We start from the raw sequence: 24586 nt of genomic DNA on the forward strand, positions 1-24586 counted from the left end.
AGCGTCTGTCCGCCCCCTTTCAACTCCGATTAGTGTGAGACGGCAACCACGGACAGGTAATCGAAACAGTTTCAAGCCTGGAATGGGGGAGAACTATGCCCGGACGGAATGAAAATCTTCGGTACAGGCCATGGTTTGTGTAGGAAGAACTACCTTTCCGATGCCTTCTGAAAGAAGGAAAGGCGGAATTTTCCCAAAAAGGAGTGGGCGGAACAACTTCGGCCGACCTTTTATTATTTATGCGTCAGCACTGCCAAATATTTCAGACTCTTGCGCATCTGTTCAGCTTTTGTTATATCTTGCTTGGCAAAAAGCAACTTTCTATCTGTCAGCCGTGAAAAAAGCCGCGAAGATGGTAACCTTATAAGGGTGAGATCAACTTATATTCTATTTGGGGTCAGTACCACCGTTCCAAGAGGATCAGCATGTTTGGCAATCTAAAAAAACGGTTTACCGGCGGCCGCGGCCGGGCTAAGAAACATCAAGATATACTTCATTTCGAAGAGCTGGAGCAGCGGGTATTGTTCTCCGCGGAGGCTGTCCCTGGGTTGGATAGTCCCGTCCCTGTCGTTGAAAAACAGGTGTGGGCTGAAGATGTCACCGCTGAGGTCAAGGATGAACGTGTCGCCGAGCCTGAGGCCGCGGAGTTAACAGCAGCAGAAAGCCGCATGGAGCTTGTTGTTGTCAATGATAATGTAACTGACTATGAGCAATTGATTGTCGATTTACTCGGGGATGAAACCGATCGGATCATCGAGGTACGGGTCATAGAAACCGATCTGGATGGCATCGGACAGATCAGCGATATCCTGGCTGAGTACTCCGACCTGGCGGCAGTGCATTTTATCGGCTATGGGGCTGACGGGAAGATCCAGCTGGGCAGCACCTGGCTCGACGGAACCACCCTGCACCAGAACAGCGATGCCGTTTCCGGCTGGGGTGATGCCCTGACCGACACAGGGGATCTTCTCTTTTACGGCTGCAACCTGATTGCCGGCAGCGAGGGGCAGAGCTTGTTGAACGCCATCAGTACGCTTACCGGGGCCGACATTGCCGCTTCGGGCGACCTTACCGGCCATGCATCCCTGGGAGGTGACTGGGATTTGGAAACCACGGTTGGCGATGTGGAGACCGACGTCGTCGTCTCCGATGTTGCTCAAAATTATAACACCCTGATGGATGGTACTATTCACCACCTGGGCTTTAGTTGGAATAAGACCAACGGTGCCTGGGCGATATACGCGGATGGCGTACTCACGGATTCCGGCACGGGCCTGGCGACCGGACAGACTATCCGGGGGGGCGTGGGAACCGGTGAACTGCTGTTTGGTCAGGAACAGGATACACTGCTGGGTGGGTTCGAAACCTGGCAGGGTTTTACCGGCACCTTGTATGACGTCCGCATCTGGAATGATGTGCGCAGCGCCGCTGAGATTGAATCGTACTATCAACAAAAGATCGACAGCGATAGCTTGCCGTCTGGCCTGATTGCCAACTGGCAAATGGACGGATTTAACGGTTTGAATGAGGTCGTCGACATTGTCAGTGGTAACAACCTGAGTATCGGTCACGCCAGTGGTGACGGTTTTGTAACCAGCACACCGGTCGGGGACCTGAATATCGATGAAAACAGTGCCAACGGCACCAGCGTCGGGTTTGTGGTGCCGATTGGTTCCACTCCGTTAAGTGGTGTCGAATTTACCTTGACGGACCCTGCCGACAGCCCTTTCGCGATCGACATTTCCACCGGCGAAATTACTGTCGCAAACGGATCAATGCTGGATTATGAAACGGCAACCTCCCACAATATCACCATCCAGGTCACCGACTCGAGCAGTAACAGCCACAGTGAGTCAATGACCATTGTGGTGAATGACGTGGACGATGATGCGCCGACGGTGGTGAATCAAAGCATGACCGTAGCCGAAGGGGCTACGAACAGAGCTCTGACCTTAAGTGACCTGCAATCGGCCGATGCAGATACCGCTGATATTTCCTTGATCTACACGGTAAGTAATGTCAGCAACGGAATCCTGACAATCAACGGCAGTGCCTGGGCTTCAAGCACAAACGACAGTTTCACCCAACAGGATATCATCGACGGCAATGTCGTTTATACACACGATGGTACGAACACAACCAGCGATAGCTTTGCCTATTCAGTGGCGGATCCTACCGGTAACAGTTTGACCGGTCAGACCTTCAGCGTTACGGTTACGGCAGCGAACGATGCTCCTACCGCAGCGAACAATATGGTGACAACCAACGAGGATACCGTATACACGTTCAGTGGGTCGGATTTTAACTTCAGTGACATAAACGGAGACAGCTTGGCCACTGTGAAGATTACCACGCTGGAGACAGTAGCTGCCCTGCAATTAAGTGGCACGGAAGTAACCCTTGACCAAGTGATTTCCAAAGCCGATATCGATGCGGGCAAGCTGAAGTTTGTACCGGTCGCCGATGCCAACGGAGCAGGCTACGACAGTTTCGGCTTTTCGGTCAATGACGGTACGGATGACTCAACGGCCTCCTACACCATGACCATTGATGTCACTGCAGTCAACGACGCCCCTGCCATTGCTGCCAACACCGGCGCAACCGTTATAGAAAGTTCTACCGGAAACGTTATCACCACTGCCATGCTGAACGAAGGTGATCCGGATGACAGCGGGGCGGGATTGACCTATACCGTTACCTCGATCGTAACCAATGGCACTCTGAGCCTGAACGGCACCGCGCTCGTCAACAATGATGCCTTCACGCAGGCCGATATCGATGCCGGATTGGTGACCTATGACCATGACGGCAACACAACCTCCGACAGCTTTGCATTCTCCTTAGCGGATGGCGGTGAAGATGGAACAGCCGCCGCTACAGGTAATTTCAGCATCACGATTACGGCAGTGGATGACGATACACCCATCCAGGTGAACAATCCAGGTTCGGGAACGTTAATTGAAGATCCTGAAACCGATAACAGAAACAACCTGTTGGAGGAAGGTCCGGATGGCAGCGTACCGATGGAGGATTTCCAAGGCGAAGACGATTTGACTTCCGTACCTGACTATTATTTGACGTTTGGAGATGCTTCAACAGAGGAATCGCCATCGGTACTGACGCAAGAAGCGGACAATGGAAACCAGCCGAAATTTTTTTTCTGACCGATGACGGCAATGCAGGCACAGAGGTCGAACCCCGCGAGGACGATCGGTTCTTCACGTATTACGAAAACGACTTATACAAACGGATCGATACGGAAAACTTTAACTTTTTGCGATTCGATACCAAAACCGTCGGAATGCCACCAGCGGGCAGCGAATCAACCAATAATGATGGTATGGAAATTGATGACGCCTTCAGGTCGTAACAAGAGGCAAGGTCAGCAAGAATAAAAATTATCACCGTATTGATGACAACGTTTACCGTCGGCATTGTCAGCTATCTGCTGCGGGCCGGCGCTCTGATTGCCGGAATGGTGTCAACCCTGCCGATCTGGCGTGACTTTGACCCGGTCATCATCCTTTCGGGGAGAAAGAAAGAGAAAAAGCAGCCGATGGAGCCGGCGGAAAGCGCCGGACAGTCGGCGGAGCGTCTTTTCGACCGTGAGCAATGACAATATTCAACACACCCACCATACGGCTTAGTATTGCGCTGTTATGACGAAATCAGTTTTAAAATTTCATCCAGCGGCATGGGAGAAAAAAGGCCTGCACCGGCGGGCAGTTCAAATCCCTGGACCCTTGCAAATGCGGTCCGGGTGACAACACAGGCACCGGTAAGCAGATTCATGGCGATCTCTGCTGCAAACCGGTTGGTGTGGGGTTCAAGAAAGCTGCCTTTGGCCCATTGGTTGAATGCGCCCATGGCCGGGCCGCACCAGACCTGGTAGTCCATTTTACGCTGAGCATCCCCCTGGATTGCCCACCGGGAAGATTGCCCAAGATAGGATCTGAAAACCAGGGCCATTTTGTAGGCCGGGTCCTGTTCCGCGCGATCCACCTCCTGCGGCATTCCCCGCGACAGGAAAAAATCCCGGGTGGACTGCCATGCGGCATCAAACGAAGTTAATAAAAACTTGTCTTCAATCTCTTTTTGGGCAGCCGGGGGAAGGTCTTCAAAACGGGCGTAATTTTTATAAAACTGATACAGTTTTTCCGCCCGTACAGGAAATAAAGTGCCGCGTTTAAGCACCTGAACCCGCGCACCGATTTCAAACATGTCTGCGGAAGGCGCCATGGCAACGTCCGCCTGTTCGGCCTGGCTGAGCAGTTTTTTTACATCCTCGCAGATGCCGGCCTCCACGCATGCCTGGTTAATGGAGCCGGTCAGAATATATGCAGCACCCATGCTGAAAGCGGCGGATGCGGATTCCGGCGTGGCAATGCCGCCGCCAAGCCCCACACAAAGCGGGCTTTCAAAATTATATGTTGCCATGGCTTCGTTTTTCAGGGCAATGAACGTGGGTAAAAGGGTCAGCGCAGGGCGGTTATCCGTGTGTCCACCGGAATCGGCCTCGGCGGTAAGGTCTTCGGCCATGGGAATATGCACGGCAAGCGTTGCTTCGTCGGCCGTGATCAACTGCCGTTCAACCAATTGGTCAAGCAGTTTTTCCGGCGGTGGTGCGAAAAACTGCCGGGCTACTTCAATGCGGGACACTTTTGCAACAACGCGGTTGGGGGTGACAACGGTACCCTGGTCATTTTTATGGATGCCTTTGACACGATAATAGACTAAAGGCAGGGTGATCCGCAGGAACGCCGCCGCAGATATCCGGGTTACCCCATGGTCAAGATAGAGTTGTACCGTTGCCATTTCATGGCCCGGGTCTGCCAGGCTGTGGATCAGATTGAATCCAAAGGGTTTGTCCCCAAGGCTATTTTTAAGTTCAAGGATGGCTGCTTCAATTTGTGTAAGGCTCAATCCGCCGGCACCAAAAAAACCGATCATTCCGTTTTCGCCCATGGTTTTCACAAGTGCCGTGGAGGCGATGCCGTTGGCCATGGCACCGGCTACATACGCATATTTTAATCCATGGCGCCGCTTAAATTCCGGATCCCCAAGGTTTTCCGGGCATACGGCCGGCACATAGGTTTGGTCCGACAGCGACGCCATATTACTTTGTGATGGACGGCTGATATGTATCCCGTCAAAGCTTTTTATAAACAGTTGCGGACGGCTGATATCATGGATAGCCCTAACTAAATCAAGTTCCGATGTCATAGTGTTGTATTGTCCCTGGCGGATACTGTGCAAGATGTTATCGTATCTTATTGCTACCACTCCCCAACATTACGACGTCTGTAGCGATGGGGTACACTTTTTACGGCTGGAGTCTAATATCATACCCGATGTCCGTAATCAAGATATGTGTGTTGATGATGTCGGATTCTTTAACTTTAAGGATCCTATTCCCTCAGATTGTTGGATATGTCGGGCATTCGCGGAAAATGCGGGTTTGACAGGTGTGGCATATCGTTTGGTCCAGGCTGTTGTAGATGACACGGATGGCCTTGTTTTCCTGGTGAAAAAGATGGGACTTTCCGATTTTATCCATAAATTCACCGTGGATTAAAAAATGTTGCACATCCCGGTTGAGCCGGCAAAGATAGAGGCGTTTTCCTAATTTTTGCCTGCGCTGGGCCTCCTGGACCAATACCATGGCTCCGGAGACATCAATGAAATTAATGGCGTACCCCACAATAAGCAGGTGTTTGGGATTTTGTTCATCTATCTTTTCCAGCGCCTGGGCCACATGGTTGGCAGCCCCGAAAAAAAGTGAGCCATGGATACGGACCATTGTCAGCTGGGGACAGGGGGGACTGCTGCTCTCCCGGGCATTAATCAAGGTTCTGCGGTCGTCCAGGGGATCGGGCATCAGCGGGGTGACGTGGGGATGGGAAGTTCGTGTCAGGTAGATGGCCATGGAGAGAAGGATACCGGTATAGATGGCAAACTCAATGGCAAAGAACAGGGTGCCGGCAAAGGTGGCCAAAAGCACCATGGTGTCCGGCCGGCTGCTTTTAAGGATCTCTTTGATATGATGCACATCAATGAGTTTGAAGGCCACAAAAAAAATCACACCACCCATGGCTGATAAAGGCAAGAAGGCTGTCAAAGGTGCCACCAGCAAAACAATAATGGCCAGAAACAGGGCAGAAAAAATGGAGGCCAGCGGGGAGGCGGCCCCGGCATCATAATTCACCCCGGACCGGGTAAAGGAACCGGAGCTTGCATATCCCGAAAAAAAGCTGCCTGCGATGTTTGACAGTCCCTGGCCGATAAATTCCTGGCTGCCGTTGATGTGTTGGCCTGATTGGACGGCAATGGATCTTGCAATGGACAATGCCTCAATCAGTCCCAAAAAGGCCACGGCCAGGGCGCCGGGTGCCATGAGCCTCAAGGTATCCAGGGTGAAATCCGGCGCTGATATCGGAGGCAGTTTACCGTCCAGTTCGCCTAAGAATCTGACGCCATGGGCCTGGCCGTTTATGGCGAGACTCAGCAGGGAGCCTGCAACCAGTGCAAAGAGCAGTCCAGGCCACCGGGGTTTCCAGGCCTTGATGACAATGGCGCAGCCAAGGGCAACCAGTGAAATCCACAATTCATAATAATTGATCTGACCATGTGATTTGAGCAGAAACGCCCAGGTGGTTAAAAAAGAAGATCCGCCGGGTACCGGCAGCCCCAGGGCATGTTTGAGTTGGGAAGTGGCGATGAGCAATGCGGCCCCGGCTGAGAACCCCACAATGACCGAATGGGAGACAAAATTAATCAGGGTGCCCAGGCGGACCAGACCAAACCCGAGCTGAAAAAGGCCGGCCATAAAGGTCAGGGTCAACGCCAGGCGGATGTAATCGGCGGAACCAGGTTCGGCCAGGGGGCTCAAGGTGGAAAAAACGATAATGGAAATCGCCGTGGTAGGACCGGAAACCAGATGTCTGGAGGAGCCGAACAGGGCCGCAACCACCGGCGGAACAATGGCGGCATAAAGACCATACTGGGCCGGGAGCCCGGCAATCATGGCAAAGGAGACCCCCTGGGGTAATACGATAAAAGCGCCGGTGAGTCCTGCCAGCACGTCTGCGCGCAGGGACGCCCGATTAAGCCGGCCCAGCCATGCCAAAAAAGGGAAAAGTTGAATCCCGGCAGGTATCGGACGGACAGGTGCGGCTTTTCTAAAGACAGTGTTCATACGTAGCTACTTATAGGCTTGTTAAGTTTTATTAATTGTCCCGCCATTCCGATGGCGGTTGACCGGTGACATCTTTAAATATTTTTGAAAAATGAGCCGTTGAGGCATACCCCGTTAATTCGGCAACTTCTCCTATTTGCCTGCTTTTGTCTACAAGAAGATTCATGGCATATCTTATTCTTCGAAAACGTTTATACTCTCGCCAACTAATTCCGGCACGTTCCATTTCTCTTTGCAAAGACCGTTTTGACATAGCCATTTTGCAGGCGGCTTCATCCAAGGTCATTAATGCGACAGCCTGATCGCCGCCGAGTTTTTTATTCAGTTTTGCAAAAAAAGCACTTTCTAAATGTCCTGATGACTGTTTGTCCGCGTTCTTTGACGTTTCCGGGTTTTGCAGAATTATGTGCTTTGCGTGATTCAACATTTTTTCTCTATTTGATAATAAGCCGGTCACCCGAAGCAAAAGTTCCTTGTTGCTGAAAGGTTTCCCTATAAATGAATCCGCAGATAATCCCAAACCCGTTAGACGGTTTTCTTCACTTTCCAGGGCAGTTAAAATAATAATCGGAATATGGAATGTTTGGGGGGTCTCCTTCAATTGTCTGGTCACCTCAAAACCGGATTTACCGGGCAGCATAAGGTCCGTGATAACGATATCAGGTTGCGCTTTCAGTGCGATTGACATTCCGCTCTCCCCATCGGTGGCGGTTAATTTTTTCCAATGGGTTGGGAAAAGGGTCGCTAAATGAGCGCACAGATCAATATCATCTTCAATGATCAAAATGGTATAGTTTTTGTCGGATGTTAACATATTAAAATTTTTGTCTTCCCGGTTATTTTCTAAATTCTTTTCATCAGGAATAAGCCGGTTTCCCTCAATTGACTGCAAGGGGAAGGTCGCCATAAATTTAGAACCCGGGGTGTCGTTGTGAATTAATTTTATTGAGCCTTGTGCCGCCTCAATTTCATCTTTGACAAACGCCAAACCGATACCCCACCCATCGGTTTTGGAACCCGCTTTTGTTCTTTCAAACCAATCATAAATGTGCGCTTCTTCGTCCTTTGTGATGCCAATGCCGTCATCTTCAACGTAAAGGATTAAATTTTTTTCATTGCATGAACAATTGATGAGAATGGTTCCTCCCTGTTCCGTAAATTTGCATGCATTTGATAGAAGATTGGAAATTATCATTATAAATGTGTTTCGATTCATCGAGAGACATTCTTTGTTTAATTCTATGAACTCTTTCAGCGTTCTTTTTTGATGCAGACACTGCTGTCTGAAGGGCGTGACGGCTTCTTCCAGGGCCGGTTTTATGGTGAATGGCTGTTTGCTGATGTTTGTCCTGCTGCTTGTGTTTGTTAAATTCAAAATATTATTTATCATTTCCCCCATTTTACCCGCCCTGTTATGAATCATTCGAAGGGGATCATTTTGATTATTATTTTTATCCATTAATGTTTCGACAGAAGAGATTATGACTGCCAGCGGGGTCCTGAGTTCATGGGTGATGGCTGTAAATAATTTTTCCCGTGATTTTAAGATTTGATCAAGCTTTAAATGCTGTGTTTTTAATTCTTCGTTTGTTGTTTTTAACTCTGCGGTACGATCTTCTATCAGTTTCTCAAGGTAGAAAGAACGTTTACGTACTCTTTGGTTGCACAGGTGAGAAATAGACATCAAAATAGCGCAAACTAAAAACAGATACCCGAAATATGCCGGAATCGTTTTCCAGGGGACTTGGGAAATCGTAAAATTTATCGGTTTGGTTTCAATATGCCATGTGCCATGATGATCTTTGACCCGGATTGAAAAGCTGTAGTCGCCTGCTGAAAGACCGTTGAATGTGATGAAACGGGAATTATCCATTTTTGTCCACGTATCACTTTCCCCGGTTAATTTAAATTCATATGATAGCAAGCTTGGCCTATGATAATTAAGCGCACAAAAAGCAAAGGAAATTTTATTGTTATCCCAATTGAGATGAATACGGTTTTGTTTTTTTAATTCAATTGGGTACCGTACTGCGTGTTTATATGTATATGGTTGCACATAAAAGGGTGGAGATCTCTTAATTTTTTCAGGGCCAGGTACCATTTCCGGCCGAAAGAGTGTGAATCCGGACAGTGTTCCCAAGGCAAGTCGATTGTCCGGCAATTTATGCCAGGCATTAAAATTAAACTCATTGTCAGGTAATCCGTCATTTGTTGTATATGTCTCTATTTGGAACGTGTCCGTGTCTATTCGAGCAAGGCCATTGAGTGTTGACACCCACATATAGCCGGAATTTAGGAGTGCACAATAGGTCGCATCACTTGGCAGGCCGTTTTTTTCTCTTAAAATGACGGTTTTCTTTTTTGCGGGGTCATATATGGACACACCGCCTTCAGTGGCAAACCAGAGCCTGCCGCAATTATCCTCTCCAATCCCGCGAACACCATTGCCTGCCAAAACAAGGCCGTTGTCGTCTTTTTTACCATGTTCAAACGTTGTTAAGGGATTCCCTTCAGGGTCAAGCAATAAAATTCCGGAATTTGTTCCAACCCACATTTGACCGCTTTTATCTTCAAACAAAGCTCGTATTCTGTAATGGGGAAGTGATAGCCGGTTTTCATCTGTGACGTAACGGCGAATTGTACCTGTCGTCAGATCGAATCGGTTCAGCCCTTTACTTGCTCCCAGCCAAAGTGCATTATGACTGTCCTTGTATATCAAACGGATGTACGAATTGGTCAGCACTTGATCCGGTGCTGCAATTTGGGTGAGCGGCGTAATGCTGTTATCATCCAAGGAAAGCCTTGACACACCTTGTTTTCTTCCTGCAATCCACAAGTGCTTTCCATCTAAAAATAATGCCCTGATATCATCCTTTCGTATCTGTGCCCACAGATTTTTTGGACACAGATCGTCAGGCGTATTATACAGATTCAAGGTAAGATCAAGTCTGGACAGTCCCTTGTCTGTGCCGATCCATAGCATTTTATTACCCTGGGCAGCAAAGGACCATACAATGTTGCCGGCCAGGCCTTGGGACGCCAGTGAATTTTTGCGGTAGGCGTGGAAAACAGAATCCGGGTTGAACCAGCTGACACCCTTGTCAAATGTCCCCAGCCAGATTTGTCCGTTTGCGGCCTGAATGATATCAAGGATAATATTACTGGGCAGGGTGAAGGGATCGTTTTGCCCTGATAGATAATAATCGGCTATGCCTGTTTTTTTGTCAAATAATGCAAGGCCGCCATCCCATGTTCCCACCCATAGTTTGCCGTCATCTGCATCGGTAAGCGCCATAATATCATTTGCAGGCATATAACTGTTGCTTTTATGGAAATGCTTGAATCGGATGGCGGCATCTTTTTTTATCACTTTTACAAGACCTCTGTTTTCACTGCCTATCCATATATCACCATCTCTGTCTCGAAATATTGTTTGAAAGTTTGTATCTTCAAGACCTTGCTGGCCCTTTGAAAAGCTCAATGTTCGATTATTTGCGGTTTCAAAACAGAAAATCCCTTTATTTCGTGTGCTCAACCATATATTTTTTTCGTCTATAGCAATCCCGGTGATTATTCCTTTAAATGGCTCTCCATTGGATAAAAGAACAGGAAGACGTTGCACTCGAAGATTCAAAGGGGATCTTAATGTATCAAAGGATTGATTGAGTTGTGGCGCATCCATATCAATGCCGTACAGTCCCTCGCCTGTACCGATTAGAAGTCTTTTTGAATTTTTGCAATATGCAAGTGCTCGTATGTCACAGGAGGCAAGCTGTTGAATCCTGATAACAGTTTTCCGCTTTTTGTTTATTACATTGAGTCCTCCGCCTAATGTGCCGGCCCAGATCCTGCCGTGGTCATCCTCTTCCAGGGAACCGATGTAGTTATCGGAAAGGCTGTATAGATTGTCATAATCTTTTCGGAATGACAGAATTGATTCTCCGTCAAAGCGAACCAGTCCGTCTTCCGTGCCGATCCAGATAAAACCTTTGCGGTCCTGTAATAATACCCTGCCTGAATTTTGCGGTAACCCGTTTGATGAAGAAATGCAATTGAATTCAACCGGCGGCAATACTGCCCGAACGTGAGATGCAATGAAAAAAATGAAAATGATAATTAGACGATAGATCAGAACAGATTTCCTTTCTTTTCCGCCAAAGCGCTGAAGAATACGCCAATTATAGAACAAAAAGATGTTATTTTTTAAAAAAATATTATGACATAAGTTGCCGATATTGTAAAGTTTAAACGCTTAATGGCATGAAACCGATAAAATTTGACATCTTGTTATATGTTGAATTTTTATAGTTTAAGCTATGGTCTTTCCGCATTCAAAATTATCTTTAATCTCTCCATGAAATAATAAAGGGCAGGGCAGGCTAATTTTTAGTACTTCCTTGAATCAATTTTTTGAAGTGAATAGCGATGGCGGATAACAAAATCAAATTTCGTACTGTGTGTGCCTGGTGCAACCGCCTGATTTCTGAAGAAGAGTGTTCCATAACCAATAGCAGCCTGGCCCTGTCTCAGAATGGGGTCATGATCAGTCACGGGCTTTGTGACAGGTGCCGGAAAAGTATTGAAGTTATTTATGGTATTAATAAAAATAAAAGGCGAAATTGACCGTATATATTCAAAGACGTTTGTAAATTAATGACTTTGACGGGTAATTATTTTTTTCGTGCGGAAAATATCCAGACAAGGGACCACCCTAAGGCCACGGGCAGAACCCCTGACGCGATAAACATTAAAATTTGCCCCTGCCAGGGTTTTGCCCACAAGGCACTGATGATGAGGACGGCTGCGGACAATACAATGGCGATTCTCATTTTCATTGTGAATCCTCTGGCAGACGGCCTTGTTTTTTTTTTCTTGCCTGAAGGTTTGGGGGTGATCATTCTGGGTACAATCAGAATACACAATATCAAAAGGATGAGTACAAGAATTTCGCTGATGCCGGTCAATTGAATTTCCTATAATTTGTTCTACTCAATTATTTTTTACCTGTTGTAAATGTTTTTAAGCTTTGCATACGCCTGCTGAATTTCTAAAAACTTTTCATTGGCAAGGTGTGAAAACTCTTCACCCAGGTGGGACAGTTTATCCGGGTGGTATTGCTTGGCCTTGTTTTTATATGCACTTTGAATCTCAGACCAGGATGCAGATTCGCCCACACCAAGAATTTCATATGGGGATTTAAGGGTACCTGATTTGGCTGATTTCTCCCCTTTTGTTGATTGACCGGCTGTGTTGGACCTGTATGACGATTGGTTTTGTGCGCCTTGTTTAAATGTTCCGGTAGCTTCCGGACCTTTTGCGTTTTTTCCGGACGATTGTTTACTTCCCTTTTTAAACAAAAAGGAAGGCAGCCGGCCATATCGGATCAGATGATACAGGCACACCATAACCAGACTGTCATCTATCCAGCCTATCCAGGGCAGATACATTTCGGGAATGAGATCCGCAGGTGAAATAAGATAGGCCAGACCCAGAAGAACCAGTACAAATTTAACCGGAGTGGACATTGTCATTTCCCGGCGGTCAGGACATCAATCATGGTGAACAGTTTCTGCTCAACGTCGTTTGCATCAATCTTGGTCTTTAGAAAAACAACCGCATCAAAGGTACCGGAAGCATAAATCTGCCGTCCGTTTATGTTGTGTTTCAGTTCAAACAGTGCAGACCCGTCCGGGGCTTCCAGTGTATATGTATGCCACCCGTGCCCGCCTATAAATTCCTCTGGAATGCCTAAATTCTCTTTCTGGATTTTTGGGTCTCTTATTTTTTCAATGTTGGAAATCTCAAAGTTTGTTCCCAGTTGATTGAAACAGGCGACCAGAGCCTTGGCCGTGCCTGATGTGTCCGCTTTTCCCTGCTGATGGCTCTCTGTAACCTTGAGGGAGAATCCTTTGAACAGTCCCGGGAAGGTGTTTGCCCCGTATTCAAGCATGGCCTGGAGCCCGACAATCTGTTTGGCCATGTTCGGGGCTATGACTGCCGGAATAGAACCGTTTTTCACCGTAAGTTCAAGATCCTGCCGGTCGCCGCCTGTGGTGCCCATAACAAAGGGGATCTTATGGGCAACATAGAATTTTGCATTGTCATTTACAGCGGTTGGGTGGGTATAATCAATACAGATGCAGCCGGGATAGGCTTCAAGAATCCCATTGATTTTATTTTCCCTTTCGCTGGGTCTTAATAGGGTCACGTCTGTCTGATCCACCGAGACTTCGCCCTGGGTAATTTCCTCGCCGGTCAGGGAGAACGGTACAAGGGTAAACCGCTCATCCTGTAATGCGGACGAGGCCATTATACGGGCCACGTTGCCGGGCAGTCCGCTGATCATGATGGGGATGCAATTCATTTTAAATCTCCTTGAAGGCTTTGGACAAAAGTGGTCAGACCCGCTAGTTCGGGTTCATTTAGGTTTTTGAGCCGACATTCAAGCCCATTCAGGGCTGCCGGAATATATTGTTCAAATTGGGTTTTGTTTTTAATTCGGGTTAAAAAACCAAACGCACCCAGCATCTGAAGGTTGCGTGAAATACAGCAGTATCTGAAAGAGTGCATAAAAGAATCCATGTCAAAGGATACCTTAAGACCGATTTTTTCCAAAGTATAGTTTATAAGTTGATTCCGGACAGCCCGGGACAGTGTAACATAGGGGTCAATCAAAAGGGAAGCCAGATCATACTGAATCGGACCTGGTCGAGCAGATTGAAAATCAATGAACCAGGGATGGCCGTCATGGATCATGATATTTTTCGACTGGCAGTCCCTGTGCATGAGTCCGTTCATTGCATAAATCAGTGTATTATCGGCAAGATGGGAAAATTGCCGGGCAAAATATTCAAACGGTTCTTTTCGGCCAAGGTATTCATTTACAAAAGCCCGCATAAAATATCTGCATTCCAGATCCAGGATCATCTGTTTTGAGTAGGACGGGGTCTGGCAGGTCCAGGCCGCATCAAAATCTTCAATCCCTTTGAAAGAAAAATCAATCAGGCGGTCAATGACAAGTTGATACCATTTAATAATCTGTGGTTCGTCCATTCCCCGGATATGGTCGGCCAGGTGGGTGCGGCCAAGATCTGCCACAGCCACCTGGCCTGAGATTGCATCATACCCCATAATTTGGGGGACGGAAATCCCCTTGTCTGCCAAATGCTTCCCGATTTTTATAAATGCATTCAACTGGGCTGTGCCGTTGTTGTTTGGGGGCGCATCCAAACAGATGCCGTGATCCGAGAGGATCAGGCTTTTCCCCCGATGCCGGGCACGGAACCAGAGACGGTCCGACCCGTCTCCGGCGATGGCCTGGATGTCGATATCATGAATACAAGAGGAGGCTAAACCAAAAATTTGAGCGGCCAGGCATTCTCTGGATGTGTGTTGGTAATCCTGGGGCGTTCCCATATCCCGCCAATAAAATTGTTTTGCTTGAACTGCAGAAATTTTTTCCTGTTCGCATAAGTTTTTATACACATCAATACTTGAAAATATTTTTTCAGATGGCATGTATTCAAAAATATCCGGGGATATTGCCTGGATTCCCGTGAACGCAAGCCCGGATTCCGGGGGCTGGGAAAAATGTCTGACGATGCCAAGCTCTGGTGTTGTTTGGTCCACACAAATGGTATTGAACCGGCAGCAGTCATGGACCAGCAGGGTGGCAAGGGCATTGGATGCCTTGTGGCAGTCCATGAGGTATGACAAATCAAAATCACAGACTACATCTGAATTCACCACAAAAAAATCATCATCTGCCAACTGACTGCCAAGGTTGGCAATGGCCCCGCCGGTATCGAGAATTACAGGCTCAAAAACCACTTCCAAAAGTTTTTTTGACCGGTGATTGTCAACAAAACCTGCAATGGCCTCTGCCAGATGGTGCGCATTGATAAAAATTTTTGTGCAGCCGGCATCTAAAAGGTTGTTAACAGCATAATCGAGAACCGGCCGGCCGTTGATGGTAAAAAGGGGCTTGGGCAGATGCTGTGTATAGGGCAGCAGCCTTTTGCCAAACCCTGCTGCAAGTATCAGGGCTTTCATGATGGTCAGCTTGAGATCCGTCTGGAAAGCAGATCAAGGATCTCCTTATACTCGTCTATGCGGACCTGATCCCCGGAACCGTTGATATGATTTTTGGCAAAATAGTTCACGGCGTTGCGGTAGTTGATCAGGGACAAAGATTCTTTTCGGACCACCTGGTTGCGTTTGTATAGTTTGGTGCCAAAGGAGAGCAGTTTTTTTGCACGCTCCTTAACATCATATTTATCAGTTTTTTCTTTTTCCAGGAAAACAAGGCAGGTCATATAAGATTCAAAAAAAGGAATAAGGAACGCTGCAAACCATTTAAGTTTTCTCAATCCTTCCGATGTCAGGTTAAAGGTATCGGCATATTCAGGATCAGGTACAAGTATCCCTTCGCTGATAAATCCTTTTAGGGCCTTTGAGATCTGATTTTGTACTGAAATTTGCTCATCAAATGAAAATTCATCCGTGAACAGTTTTTGTAAAAATTTATACCTGAATACAAGATCCTGCATTTCAAACTTGAACCGGTCAATTTCTATAATGGCTGCAGCCGTATAGGCAGCCGGCACAAAAAAACAGATGACCGAATTTTTATAGTAGTCCAGGACAGGCCTTTTGTTGTGCTTGACAATGAGCATGGTGGTGTCCGTGATGTCATCTTCGTCCTCATCGGCAAGCTCAATGAAATTTCTGGAAAGAAAATTTTCAACGACCGAATCAAAGGCATTGTCCGGGTCTATCGTCAATGTGTCGGAAAGATACGCCTCGTGAAAGACCAGATGATTCATATAGGTGTTTACCCGGGCAAACATCTGCTTTTTTGTAAAGGTGCTTTCAGAGCAGTTAAGGATGCCGGAGGCAATAAGACCATGGGGTGTGGCAACGGTATTGTCATTGATGTGATTGATCAGCTTGTATCCGAATCCTTTGACAAAGTGACTGAACTCCGGGTCAGTGAATTTTTTTAGATCAACGCCTTTTTCTTCCATATACCCGTTCATGGAAATCGGCGTGTCAAATTTAATATACACTTTGCCGTATTTGCGTTTTAAAAATTTGCGTGTATTCAACAGGCCTTTAAAGTTTTCAGGCGTTTTATTGCCGCCTTCAATCTCTTTAAGATAGGCGTCCTCTTCCAGGACCCTGTCATAGCCCACATAAATGGGCACAAAATAGAGGTCTTCACAGGCACCGCTTAAAAATGCCCGGATAATCATGGACAGCCCGCCGATTTTGGGTGGCAGTACTTTTCCTGTCCGGCTTCTGCCCCCTTCAATATAAATCTTGATGTTAAATCCTTCATAGAGCAGCTTTTCGATATATGCTGCAAAAATCCGGGCATACAATTCCGCACCCTTGAACGTCCGGCGCAGGAAAAACGCACCGGCGCCCCTGAATAGAGGGCCAAGGGGCCAGAAGGAAAGGTTTTTGCCCGCCGCAATATGGGGGCAGGGCATATTATTTTTATACATAACATAGGGTAAAAGCAGGTAATCAAGGTGGCTTTTATGGCAGGGAATCAGAATCAGAGGGGCTTTGGTGTAAGTCTCCCGCATCACGTTGATTTCATCCTGGGATACGGAAATCCCCTCAAATATGTTTCTAAATACCCAGGTAAAAAGCCAGTCTAAAAATTTGATTACCCTTAAACTGTAATTGGAAGCAATTTCATCAATATAGCCCGCCGCCTTTTTGTTTACCTTTCGCAAAGGCATCCCGGTTTTATCCGCGTAGGCCGCCAGATATTCTCTTAGGGACTTTCTGTTCAGAATGTCCTCGGTGATCTCTTGACGGGATTTAAGCACGGGCCCTGTGATGCTTTTTCTCTGGCGGTTCAGGATATCCACAAGCAGGCTTCTCAGCCGATGGGTCTGGAATTCCGAATCAAGACGCCGGATGTCAGGCCGGGCCAAGAATTCTTTCAGATTCACGGGCCGTGCGACTTCCACCCGGATTTTATCCGGTTGCCGCAGCATGGTAAAAATTCTTTTGAGGCGGCCGGGTTTTTCATGGGTGCCGAATATGATATCCCCAAGGCTTGGATTTTTGTGCATGGGTTTGGTGATATAGATAATATCTTCGGGCACAATAACAACCGGCTTTTCAATTTGTTTCTGCAATTCAATCAGATGAAATAAAGGATCCGGTGTTGACCTGATAAATCTGTTATAAAATTCATCCTCTTCTATAAGGCTTATGAAGCCTGCTCGGTTTTCCAAAAGCATTTTCCGGGCATATCCGCTGGAATAGATATCCTTGAAATGGAAATGGTGGAAAAAGTAGTATAGATGCGAAAGAATAATCCTTCCAATCTGTTTTGCGGGCAAAAGAAAGGAAAACCGTAAATCAAAGCTCAGCTCAGGGTAGGGCCCGTTCATGGGTTTTAAAAGGGTATGAAAATATAAAAAATCAAAAATATGTTTGTTTTTGCAGGTAAAAACAACAATTGAATCCGGTGCCGTATTTTTTATCCTTTTGAGGCTATTTTTATCTATGCTGATTTTATTAACAAGATGGTTCAGTATTTTTTGGATAATAAAACTTTGGGTACCTGGATAAAAATTTGAATAATAATCATAGGAGTCGTTGAGCAGAAACGCTAATAATCTACGTATTTTTCTTCTGGTGGCTGAGACCAGGTTATTTATCGGTGCAAACAAACTCATAGGGTGTCCTTTTTTCCTTCGAAGCTTGAAGGGTCAATCGTGGCAGGAACGCTTTTTTCGGTTAATTCAATACCAGAGCTTGGTTTACATGGCAATATGATAATTTTATTTTGACTTTCATATGAAATGATTCAAATAATCGTTTGTTTTAATGATAATCGCTTGAATTTAAAGAGTTTATTTGGTCTTTTCGATATGGGTAAAAACGCCTTGATAAAATCAAAGGCCTGTGATACTTTTCTTCATCTATTTGGAATTGAAACAAGCATATAAGCAAGTACATTATTTTTTTGGGTATGGATTACGTATTTACGTATCAAATGTTTAGACGGGAATTTTAAGGAGGATAACTTATGAAAACGTTAATTGGCGGAGCTATTGCAGTTCTTCTCGGAGTTGTTGGTCTGGCAGTATGGTTTACGGAATTTTTGATGATTATTACCGGATGTATCCCTGTTGTTCTTCTGCTGGCCGGCGGTTTCGCACTCTACCTTGGATTTGACGAGTTGAAAGACTCTTGGAAAAATGACGAAGGCGCTGACGCTTCTGCCGATTAAGACAAAATCCAACTTGCCGAACTCGAAAAAGAACTGACAGTAGAAAAAGCGACTGATGATTCCGTTTTACCGGATTTATCAGCTCTTACTCTATCGATTAAAAGGGCCGTGATGGGATGTCACAGCCCTTTTTTTTATTTGTATAAATAAAAGGTTTGTGATGTCTGCTTAAACACCTGCAGCGAAACCTGCCAGGCCTTTTCCAATTCAAGGGGGTCATTCATCTCATCAAGATTTTCCCGCAATTTCCGGCTTCCTAAAATCAAGTCCATGGGCAGGCGCTCAAATTCATATTCATAGGGCGGCACCTTGAACTGAAATTCGTTGGGATGTGCCCTCATGATTTCCTGTAACAAAATTATGGAGCATAAATAGGGTTTATATTTATCCCTGTCTATTATGTGGATGTGAACGCCTTGGCATGTCTGGTTCTGCCATTTCCCCGATGTGGGTTGGAAACACAGTGGCCGCAGTATAATGCCTTCAAGGCGGTCTTGCACACGCCGTTTCAATGCATGAATATCCACAAAGGGCGCGCCGAATTGTTCAAAGGGCAGGGTGGTCCCCCGTCCTTCCGACAGATTGGTCCCTTCAAAGATCACCTGGCCGGGATATACCATGGCTGAAAGCGGCGTGGGCAGGTTTGGAGACGGTGGAATCCAGACCAAGCCCGTATCCTGCCAGTACATATCCCTGGTCCATCCCTGCATGGAAATCACGGTAAGGTCACAACCGATTTTTTGGGTTGTATTGATGTAGGCGCTCATTTCGCCTACGGTCATGCCGTGGCGCATGGGGATGGGGTAACGCCCAACAAAAGAGGCGTACTCCGCTTCAAGGATATTACCCTCAACCTGCAAGCCGCCCACAGGGTTGGGCCGGTCCAGAACCACCACGGATTTGTCGAGCTTTGCTGCCGTTTCAAGACAGTATGAGATGGTATAAATGAAGGTATACACACGGGTGCCTACATCCTGGATATCAATAACCAGAGTATCTATGGGGGTAAACATTTCGGCTGTGGGGATTCTTGTTTCACTGTACAAGCTAAATACCGGTATATTCAAATCCGGGTCCCTGAAATGTCCGGATTCTATCATATTGTCCTGTTTTTCAGCAAAAAAACCGTGCTGGGGAGAGAACAGGGTGCTGAGCTGCCCGGGAAAAAGTTGCGCTATGACATCTTTTGCATGGGCAAACCGGCTTGTGATCGACGCTGGATTTGCCAGAAGACCCAGTCGCCTGCCTTTTAAACATTCAGGCGGATTATTCCATAGGGTGTCCAGTCCGGTTTTGACTCGTGGTGTGTTCTTATTCAATGTTAACCTCCAAATAGTCCGTACACCCAATTCAACTATCACAGGTATTGACAAAAATTCAAATCCTAACTAATTAATACTGTTTTTATCCAACCCGCAAATCAATGGAGTACATCTTTCATGTTGTTTTCAGTCAGTGAGTCCGTAAAGGCCATAAAGCCCTATGAGGCCGGCAAGCCGCTAAGTGAGGTGGAGCGTGAGTATGGTATTGCCGATGCGGTAAAGCTTGCCTCCAATGAAAACCCTTTTGGGTGTTCACCCAACGTAACCCAGGCCGTTGTGTCAAAACTGTCCGGGATGAACCGGTATCCTGAGCCGATTCCTTTTACACTATGTCAAAAACTTGCTGAAAAATACCATGTCGGGATGGAAAATCTGGTCATTGGGAACGGTTCCGATGATATCATTGCCCTGCTTGCCCATGGATTTTTGGACCCCGGGCAGGAAGCCGTGATGCCGCTGCCGTCTTTTCTTATGTATGAGATCAGTGTGAAGACCGCAAAGGGTGTTCCGGTTATGGTTCCCCTGAAAGATTTTTCCACCAACCTTGACGGGCTTGTCAAGGCAGTTACCCCTGAAACAAAATTGGTGTTTGTGACCAATCCATTCAATCCCACCGGGGCTGCGATTACCAGAGATGAATTTATACGGTTTGCCGATCAACTGCCGGACAACGTGTTGATTATCGTGGATGAAGCGTATATCGAATTTGTACGCAGCGATTCGGTCTATAACAGCTTGGCCGTACCGTTGGCGGATCCAAGAATAGTAACCATAAGAACGTTTTCCAAAGCATACGGCCTTGCCGGCTTCCGCATTGGTTACGGGGTGATGGATAAAGCGGTTGCTGAAATTTTAAACCGGATTCGTCAGCCCTTTAATGTGAACTCCCTTGCCCAGGTAGCGGCCCAGGCTGCTCTGGAAGATACCGATTTTCTGTCCAAAGCCATTTCCGGCACCCACAAGGGGCTTGACTTTTTAACCCAGAAATTTAGCGAAGCCGGTTTTGAGGTGATGCCCACCCAGGCCAATTTTTTGATGGTGGATGTAAAGACCGATTCCCGGGAAATTTGTGAGAAACTGCTTAGAAAAGGCGTGGTGGTGAGATCGCTTGCATCCTATGGATATGATACCTTTCTTCGCATCAATGCCGGAACGGACCGGGAAAATCAAATATGCGTGGATGCGCTCATCAGTGCTGCAGGTAAATAATGGACAGGCGTATTATTACCATTGACGGGCCGGCCGGTGCCGGTAAAACAACAGTTTCAAAGGCCCTTGCAAGGGAACTTGGCTGTGTTTATGTGGACACCGGTGCGTTGTACAGAGGCGTTGCCTTTGAAATTCAGCGCCGGCAGATTAATTGGAAAGACAGTTCCCGGCTTGAACCGTTTCTTGACTGCCTTGACCTTGATTTTGTCATGGAGGGCCGGGAACCTGTGCTCACATCATCGGGCCGGGATATCAGCGCATACATCCGCACCCATGATATCAGTATGCTGGCCTCGGCCACATCGGCCGTCCCCCAGGTGCGAAAGGCATTGCTGGGTATTCAAAAATCAATTGCCGGAGAAAGGGATGCCGTGTTTGAAGGCCGGGACATGGGCACGGCTGTTTTTCCCGATGCACCATATAAGTTTTTTTTGACGGCTGACGTTAACGTGCGTGCCCGGAGGCGATTTGAGGAATCAAGCGCCTCCGGGATTCCATTTGAAAAAATTCTCAAAGATATGGTCAAGCGGGACGCGGACGATACCCAACGTACTGTATCTCCATTGAAACAGGCCCCGGATGCCATCCTTATAGATGCAACCGCATTAGATATCTCCCAGGTGGTTGAAAAAATGAAAAGCATGATCAAAGTTCTTTAAAAAGTTCCGGAATTTCTTGATTTTTCTTTTTTTCGTTGGTATAAGGTCCAATTGTACTTGCCTTCTGCCATCTTTTCCTTAGGATTCAAAGGCGGGTAACATCATCGATTAGGGGGATAAACATTAATGAACAACATTGCTGAAGAAAACGAAAACCAAAACATGAATCAAGAATTAGAGACCCAAAAAGAGGTAAAAGAGTCCGAAATCGAACTCACCGGAGAAGAGACCATGGAAGAACTGCTGGACATCTATGATTCCAGCCTTAGTAAATTTGAAGAGGGACAGGTTGTCACCGGAACAGTGATCTCTGTCGGCAGGGAGACGGTCCTTGTGGATGTGGGATACAAATCTGAGGGACAGATCTCAATTCATGAATTCATTGGTGAGGACGGCAATGTCAGCGTCAACGTCGGCGACGAGTTTGAGGTAATGATTGAAGTATGGGATGAAGAAGAAGAGACCGTTCTTCTCTCCCGTGACAAAGCCAAAAAGGTTAAAGTATGGGATGCCATCAAGGATATTTACGACGACGACGGTACCATTGAAGGTGTCATCACCAGTCGGGTTAAAGGCGGCTTCTCGGTTGATATCGGACTGCAGGCATTTTTGCCTGGATCCCAGGCGGATCTGCGACCCATTCGCAACATGGATGAAATGGTCGGCCAGACTTATACCTTTAAGATTCTCAAGTACAACAAGAAAAGAAACAACATTGTTCTGTCACGCCGGGTATTGCTTGAAACCGAAAGAGAAAAAATGCGTAGCGCTACCCTGGCTGCCATTGAAAATGACAAAGTCATGGAAGGTATTGTCAAAAACATTACCGAATATGGTGTTTTTGTTGATCTCGGCGGAGTTGACGGACTTCTTCATATTACCGATATTTCCTGGGGACGGGTTAAACATCCCTCTGAATTGTTTTCCGTTGGCGATCATATCAAGGTGAAAATTCTCTCCTTTGATTTTGAGAAAGAACGGGTTTCCTTGGGCATGAAACAGCTGACACCCGATCCCTGGACAACAGCTGCAGAAAAATATCCCACCGGTTCCAAGATCGAAGGCCGGGTGGTCAGCCTCACTGATTACGGAGCATTCATTGAGCTTGAAGAAGGTGTTGAAGGCCTTATTCATGTCTCTGAAATGTCCTGGACCCGCAAAATCCGCCATCCGTCCCAGATGGTTGCCGTGGGCGAACAGGTTGAAGCCGTTGTTCTGGATCTCAAACCTGAAAACCGCAGGATTTCTCTGGGCATCAAACAGACCGTTGAAAATCCCTGGGAAGTCATTTCCCAGAAATATCCCGTGGGCACCATCATTGAAGGAAAAATTAAGAACATTACCGAATTTGGTCTGTTCATCGGCATTGATGACGACATTGACGGCCTGGTTCACATTTCTGATATTTCCTGGACCAAACGGATCAAACATCCTTCTGAAATTTATAAGAAAAATGATACCATTCAGGCCGTCGTACTTGATATCGACAAGGCCAATGAAAGATTCTCTTTGGGTATCAAGCAGACCCAGGTAGATCCTTGGGAAACAGTTGCCGAACGCTATGATGTGGGCAAGGAAATTTCCGGCGTTATTACCAATCTCACCGATTTCGGTGTTTTTGTAGAGCTGGAAGAAGGTATTGAAGGGCTGGTTCATGTATCTGAAATCAGCAAGGAAAATATCAAGAGCCCCAAAGAGCATTACCAGATCGGCGAAACCATTACTGCCAAGGTAATGAACATTAATTCCGATGAAAGACGGATCGGCCTGTCCATCAAGCGTCTGGACGAAGATGACGATGATAGATATCTTGAAGAAATTGCAAAAAGTTCTAAACCTGCTGCCTCCGCATTTGGAGAGATGCTTAGAAACAACATCCAGGAAAAACTGGAAGCGGAGAAAAAAGAAAACGAATAGTATCTGCCTGACAGGCAGTAGCAGGGTTGTAATTCTTTAAATTTTCAAGGCCGGACTGATCCTTTAAACAGGATATCCGGCCTTTTTCGTTCCAATCATAAAAAATTGAGGAAAATCCCTTATGTTTGCAAGACGTCATCCTATTTTGTTTTTTCTTTGTGTCATCTGTGCCTGCTTTACCTTGGGAGTTGTTGCCGTGTCCGGTGTTGCCGTCTTGGGCGCCTTTGCCCTAAATAGCGGAATCAGCGGTGCCATCGCATCCCCCCGGGGCAATATCGGCGTGGTCGAGGTGACAGGACCTATTATGTCATCACAAAAAATCATTGAGGATCTTCAAGGGTTCATGGATGATGATGCCATTAAGGCAATTGTTTTAAGGGTTGACAGTCCAGGTGGTGGAATCGGGCCTTCCCAGGAAGTATACCGGGAACTGATGAAGAACCGAGATGCAAAAACAGTGATCGCCTCCATGGGGTCTGTTGCTGCCTCCGGGGGGTATTATATCGCATGTGCGGCCCAGGGTATTGTTGCAAATTCCGGTACCATCACCGGTTCAATCGGCGTGATCATGGAATATGCCAATATTGAACAGATTGCTCAAAAAATCGGGATCTCCCCTGTGGTAATAAAAAGCGGTGAGTATAAGGATATGGGTTCCCCCATGAGAGCCATTAAAGAGAGGGAAAAACAGCTGTTTCAAAATCTTGTGGATGAACTGCACGCCCAGTTCGTTTCCGATGCGGCTGCTGCCAGGGATATGGAGACCGATGTCATGGCTAAACTGGCTGACGGCAGGGTTTATACCGGACAGACCGCCATGAAACTTAAGCTTGTGGACCGTATCGGGAACCTGGATGATGCAGTGCAGTGGGCCGGACAGATAGCCGGCATTGAAGAAGAATTGATCCCGGTTTATCCCAAAGCGGATAAAATGACTCTGTTTAAAAAGCTGGCCGAAACCCTGTTGCAGGATGTTAATTGGGGTACCAAGCTGTCCGAACAGTTCAGGTATGTTTTCAATTGA

The 24586-nt window shown here is 46.8% G+C and carries 16 protein-coding genes; 7 read left to right on the forward strand and 9 right to left on the reverse strand.

All coding sequences use genetic code 11. The features are described 5' to 3' along the window. Positions 1–425 precede the first annotated feature (425 nt). Together B147_RS0119985 and B147_RS0119990 are read left to right on the forward strand one after the other, a co-directional pair. Positions 426–3164: a DUF4347 domain-containing protein gene (locus B147_RS0119985; RefSeq protein ID WP_020588981.1), complete on the forward strand. Its 2739-nt coding sequence runs from the start codon at positions 426–428 to the stop codon at positions 3162–3164. 248 nt (positions 3165–3412) lie between these two features. Beyond that, positions 3413–3616 carry a hypothetical protein gene (locus tag B147_RS0119990; RefSeq protein WP_020588982.1) on the forward strand — a complete coding sequence of 68 codons (204 nt, stop codon included), beginning with the start codon at positions 3413–3415 and terminating at the stop codon, positions 3614–3616. A gap of 41 nt (positions 3617–3657) precedes the next feature. Here the strand turns inward: B147_RS0119990 and B147_RS0119995 are convergent, their stop codons facing one another. The 8 genes from B147_RS0119995 to B147_RS0120035 all read right to left on the reverse strand — a co-directional run bounded on the left by B147_RS0119995 (position 3658) and on the right by B147_RS0120035 (position 17898). After that, a complete protein-coding gene (locus B147_RS0119995) occupies positions 3658–5223 on the reverse strand; it encodes a PfaD family polyunsaturated fatty acid/polyketide biosynthesis protein (RefSeq protein WP_020588983.1) in 1566 nt (521 codons plus the stop codon). A gap of 193 nt (positions 5224–5416) precedes the next feature. Continuing rightward, positions 5417–7195 carry a SulP family inorganic anion transporter gene (locus tag B147_RS0120000; RefSeq protein WP_020588984.1) on the reverse strand — a complete coding sequence of 593 codons (1779 nt, stop codon included), beginning with the start codon at positions 7193–7195 and terminating at the stop codon, positions 5417–5419. Between the two features lie 31 nt (positions 7196–7226). Further along, entirely contained in the window at positions 7227–11267 is a 4041-nt protein-coding gene (locus tag B147_RS0120005; RefSeq protein ID WP_157237968.1) for a hybrid sensor histidine kinase/response regulator transcription factor, read from the reverse strand. A gap of 598 nt (positions 11268–11865) precedes the next feature. After that, complete coding sequence (locus B147_RS0120015; RefSeq protein WP_020588987.1) at positions 11866–12159, reverse strand: hypothetical protein; 294 nt, start codon at positions 12157–12159, stop codon at positions 11866–11868. Between the two features lie 36 nt (positions 12160–12195). After that, entirely contained in the window at positions 12196–12720 is a 525-nt protein-coding gene (locus B147_RS33230; protein WP_020588988.1) for a DnaJ domain-containing protein, read from the reverse strand. Positions 12721–12722: 2 nt separating this feature from the next. Next, positions 12723–13559, reverse strand: coding sequence for a dihydrodipicolinate reductase (gene dapB, locus B147_RS0120025; RefSeq protein ID WP_020588989.1), 837 nt, complete (start codon positions 13557–13559; stop codon positions 12723–12725). Next, a complete protein-coding gene (locus tag B147_RS0120030; RefSeq protein WP_020588990.1) occupies positions 13556–15247 on the reverse strand; it encodes a sugar phosphate nucleotidyltransferase in 1692 nt (563 codons plus the stop codon). Before B147_RS0120030 ends, dapB begins: the two co-directional genes overlap by 4 nt. Before the next feature lie 5 nt (positions 15248–15252). Continuing rightward, positions 15253–17898: a 1-acyl-sn-glycerol-3-phosphate acyltransferase gene (locus B147_RS0120035; RefSeq protein ID WP_020588991.1), complete on the reverse strand. Its 2646-nt coding sequence runs from the start codon at positions 17896–17898 to the stop codon at positions 15253–15255. 353 nt (positions 17899–18251) lie between these two features. Between B147_RS0120035 and B147_RS0120040 the strand changes: the two genes are divergently transcribed. Further along, positions 18252–18455: a hypothetical protein gene (locus tag B147_RS0120040; RefSeq protein ID WP_020588992.1), complete on the forward strand. Its 204-nt coding sequence runs from the start codon at positions 18252–18254 to the stop codon at positions 18453–18455. Between the two features lie 134 nt (positions 18456–18589). Here the strand turns inward: B147_RS0120040 and B147_RS0120045 are convergent, their stop codons facing one another. Beyond that, positions 18590–19774, reverse strand: a complete 1185-nt coding sequence (locus B147_RS0120045; RefSeq protein ID WP_020588993.1) for an exo-beta-N-acetylmuramidase NamZ family protein — start codon at positions 19772–19774, stop codon at positions 18590–18592. A gap of 120 nt (positions 19775–19894) precedes the next feature. Between B147_RS0120045 and hisC the strand changes: the two genes are divergently transcribed. The 4 genes from hisC (at position 19895) to sppA (ending at position 24586) form a co-directional block, all read left to right on the forward strand. Further along, complete coding sequence (gene hisC / locus B147_RS0120050; protein ID WP_020588994.1) at positions 19895–20986, forward strand: histidinol-phosphate transaminase; 1092 nt, start codon at positions 19895–19897, stop codon at positions 20984–20986. Further along, positions 20986–21645, forward strand: coding sequence for a (d)CMP kinase (gene cmk, locus B147_RS0120055; RefSeq protein ID WP_020588995.1), 660 nt, complete (start codon positions 20986–20988; stop codon positions 21643–21645). The genes hisC and cmk overlap by 1 nt, the downstream gene beginning before the upstream one ends. A gap of 126 nt (positions 21646–21771) precedes the next feature. After that, on the forward strand, positions 21772–23562 hold the full coding sequence (locus B147_RS0120060; protein WP_020588996.1) for a 30S ribosomal protein S1: 1791 nt from the start codon (positions 21772–21774) through the stop codon (positions 23560–23562). Positions 23563–23683: 121 nt separating this feature from the next. Beyond that, positions 23684–24586: a signal peptide peptidase SppA gene (gene sppA, locus B147_RS0120065; RefSeq protein ID WP_020588997.1), complete on the forward strand. Its 903-nt coding sequence runs from the start codon at positions 23684–23686 to the stop codon at positions 24584–24586.

This window comes from Desulfobacter curvatus DSM 3379 (assembly GCF_000373985.1).
GTDB classification, from domain to species: Bacteria; Desulfobacterota; Desulfobacteria; order Desulfobacterales; family Desulfobacteraceae; genus Desulfobacter; species Desulfobacter curvatus.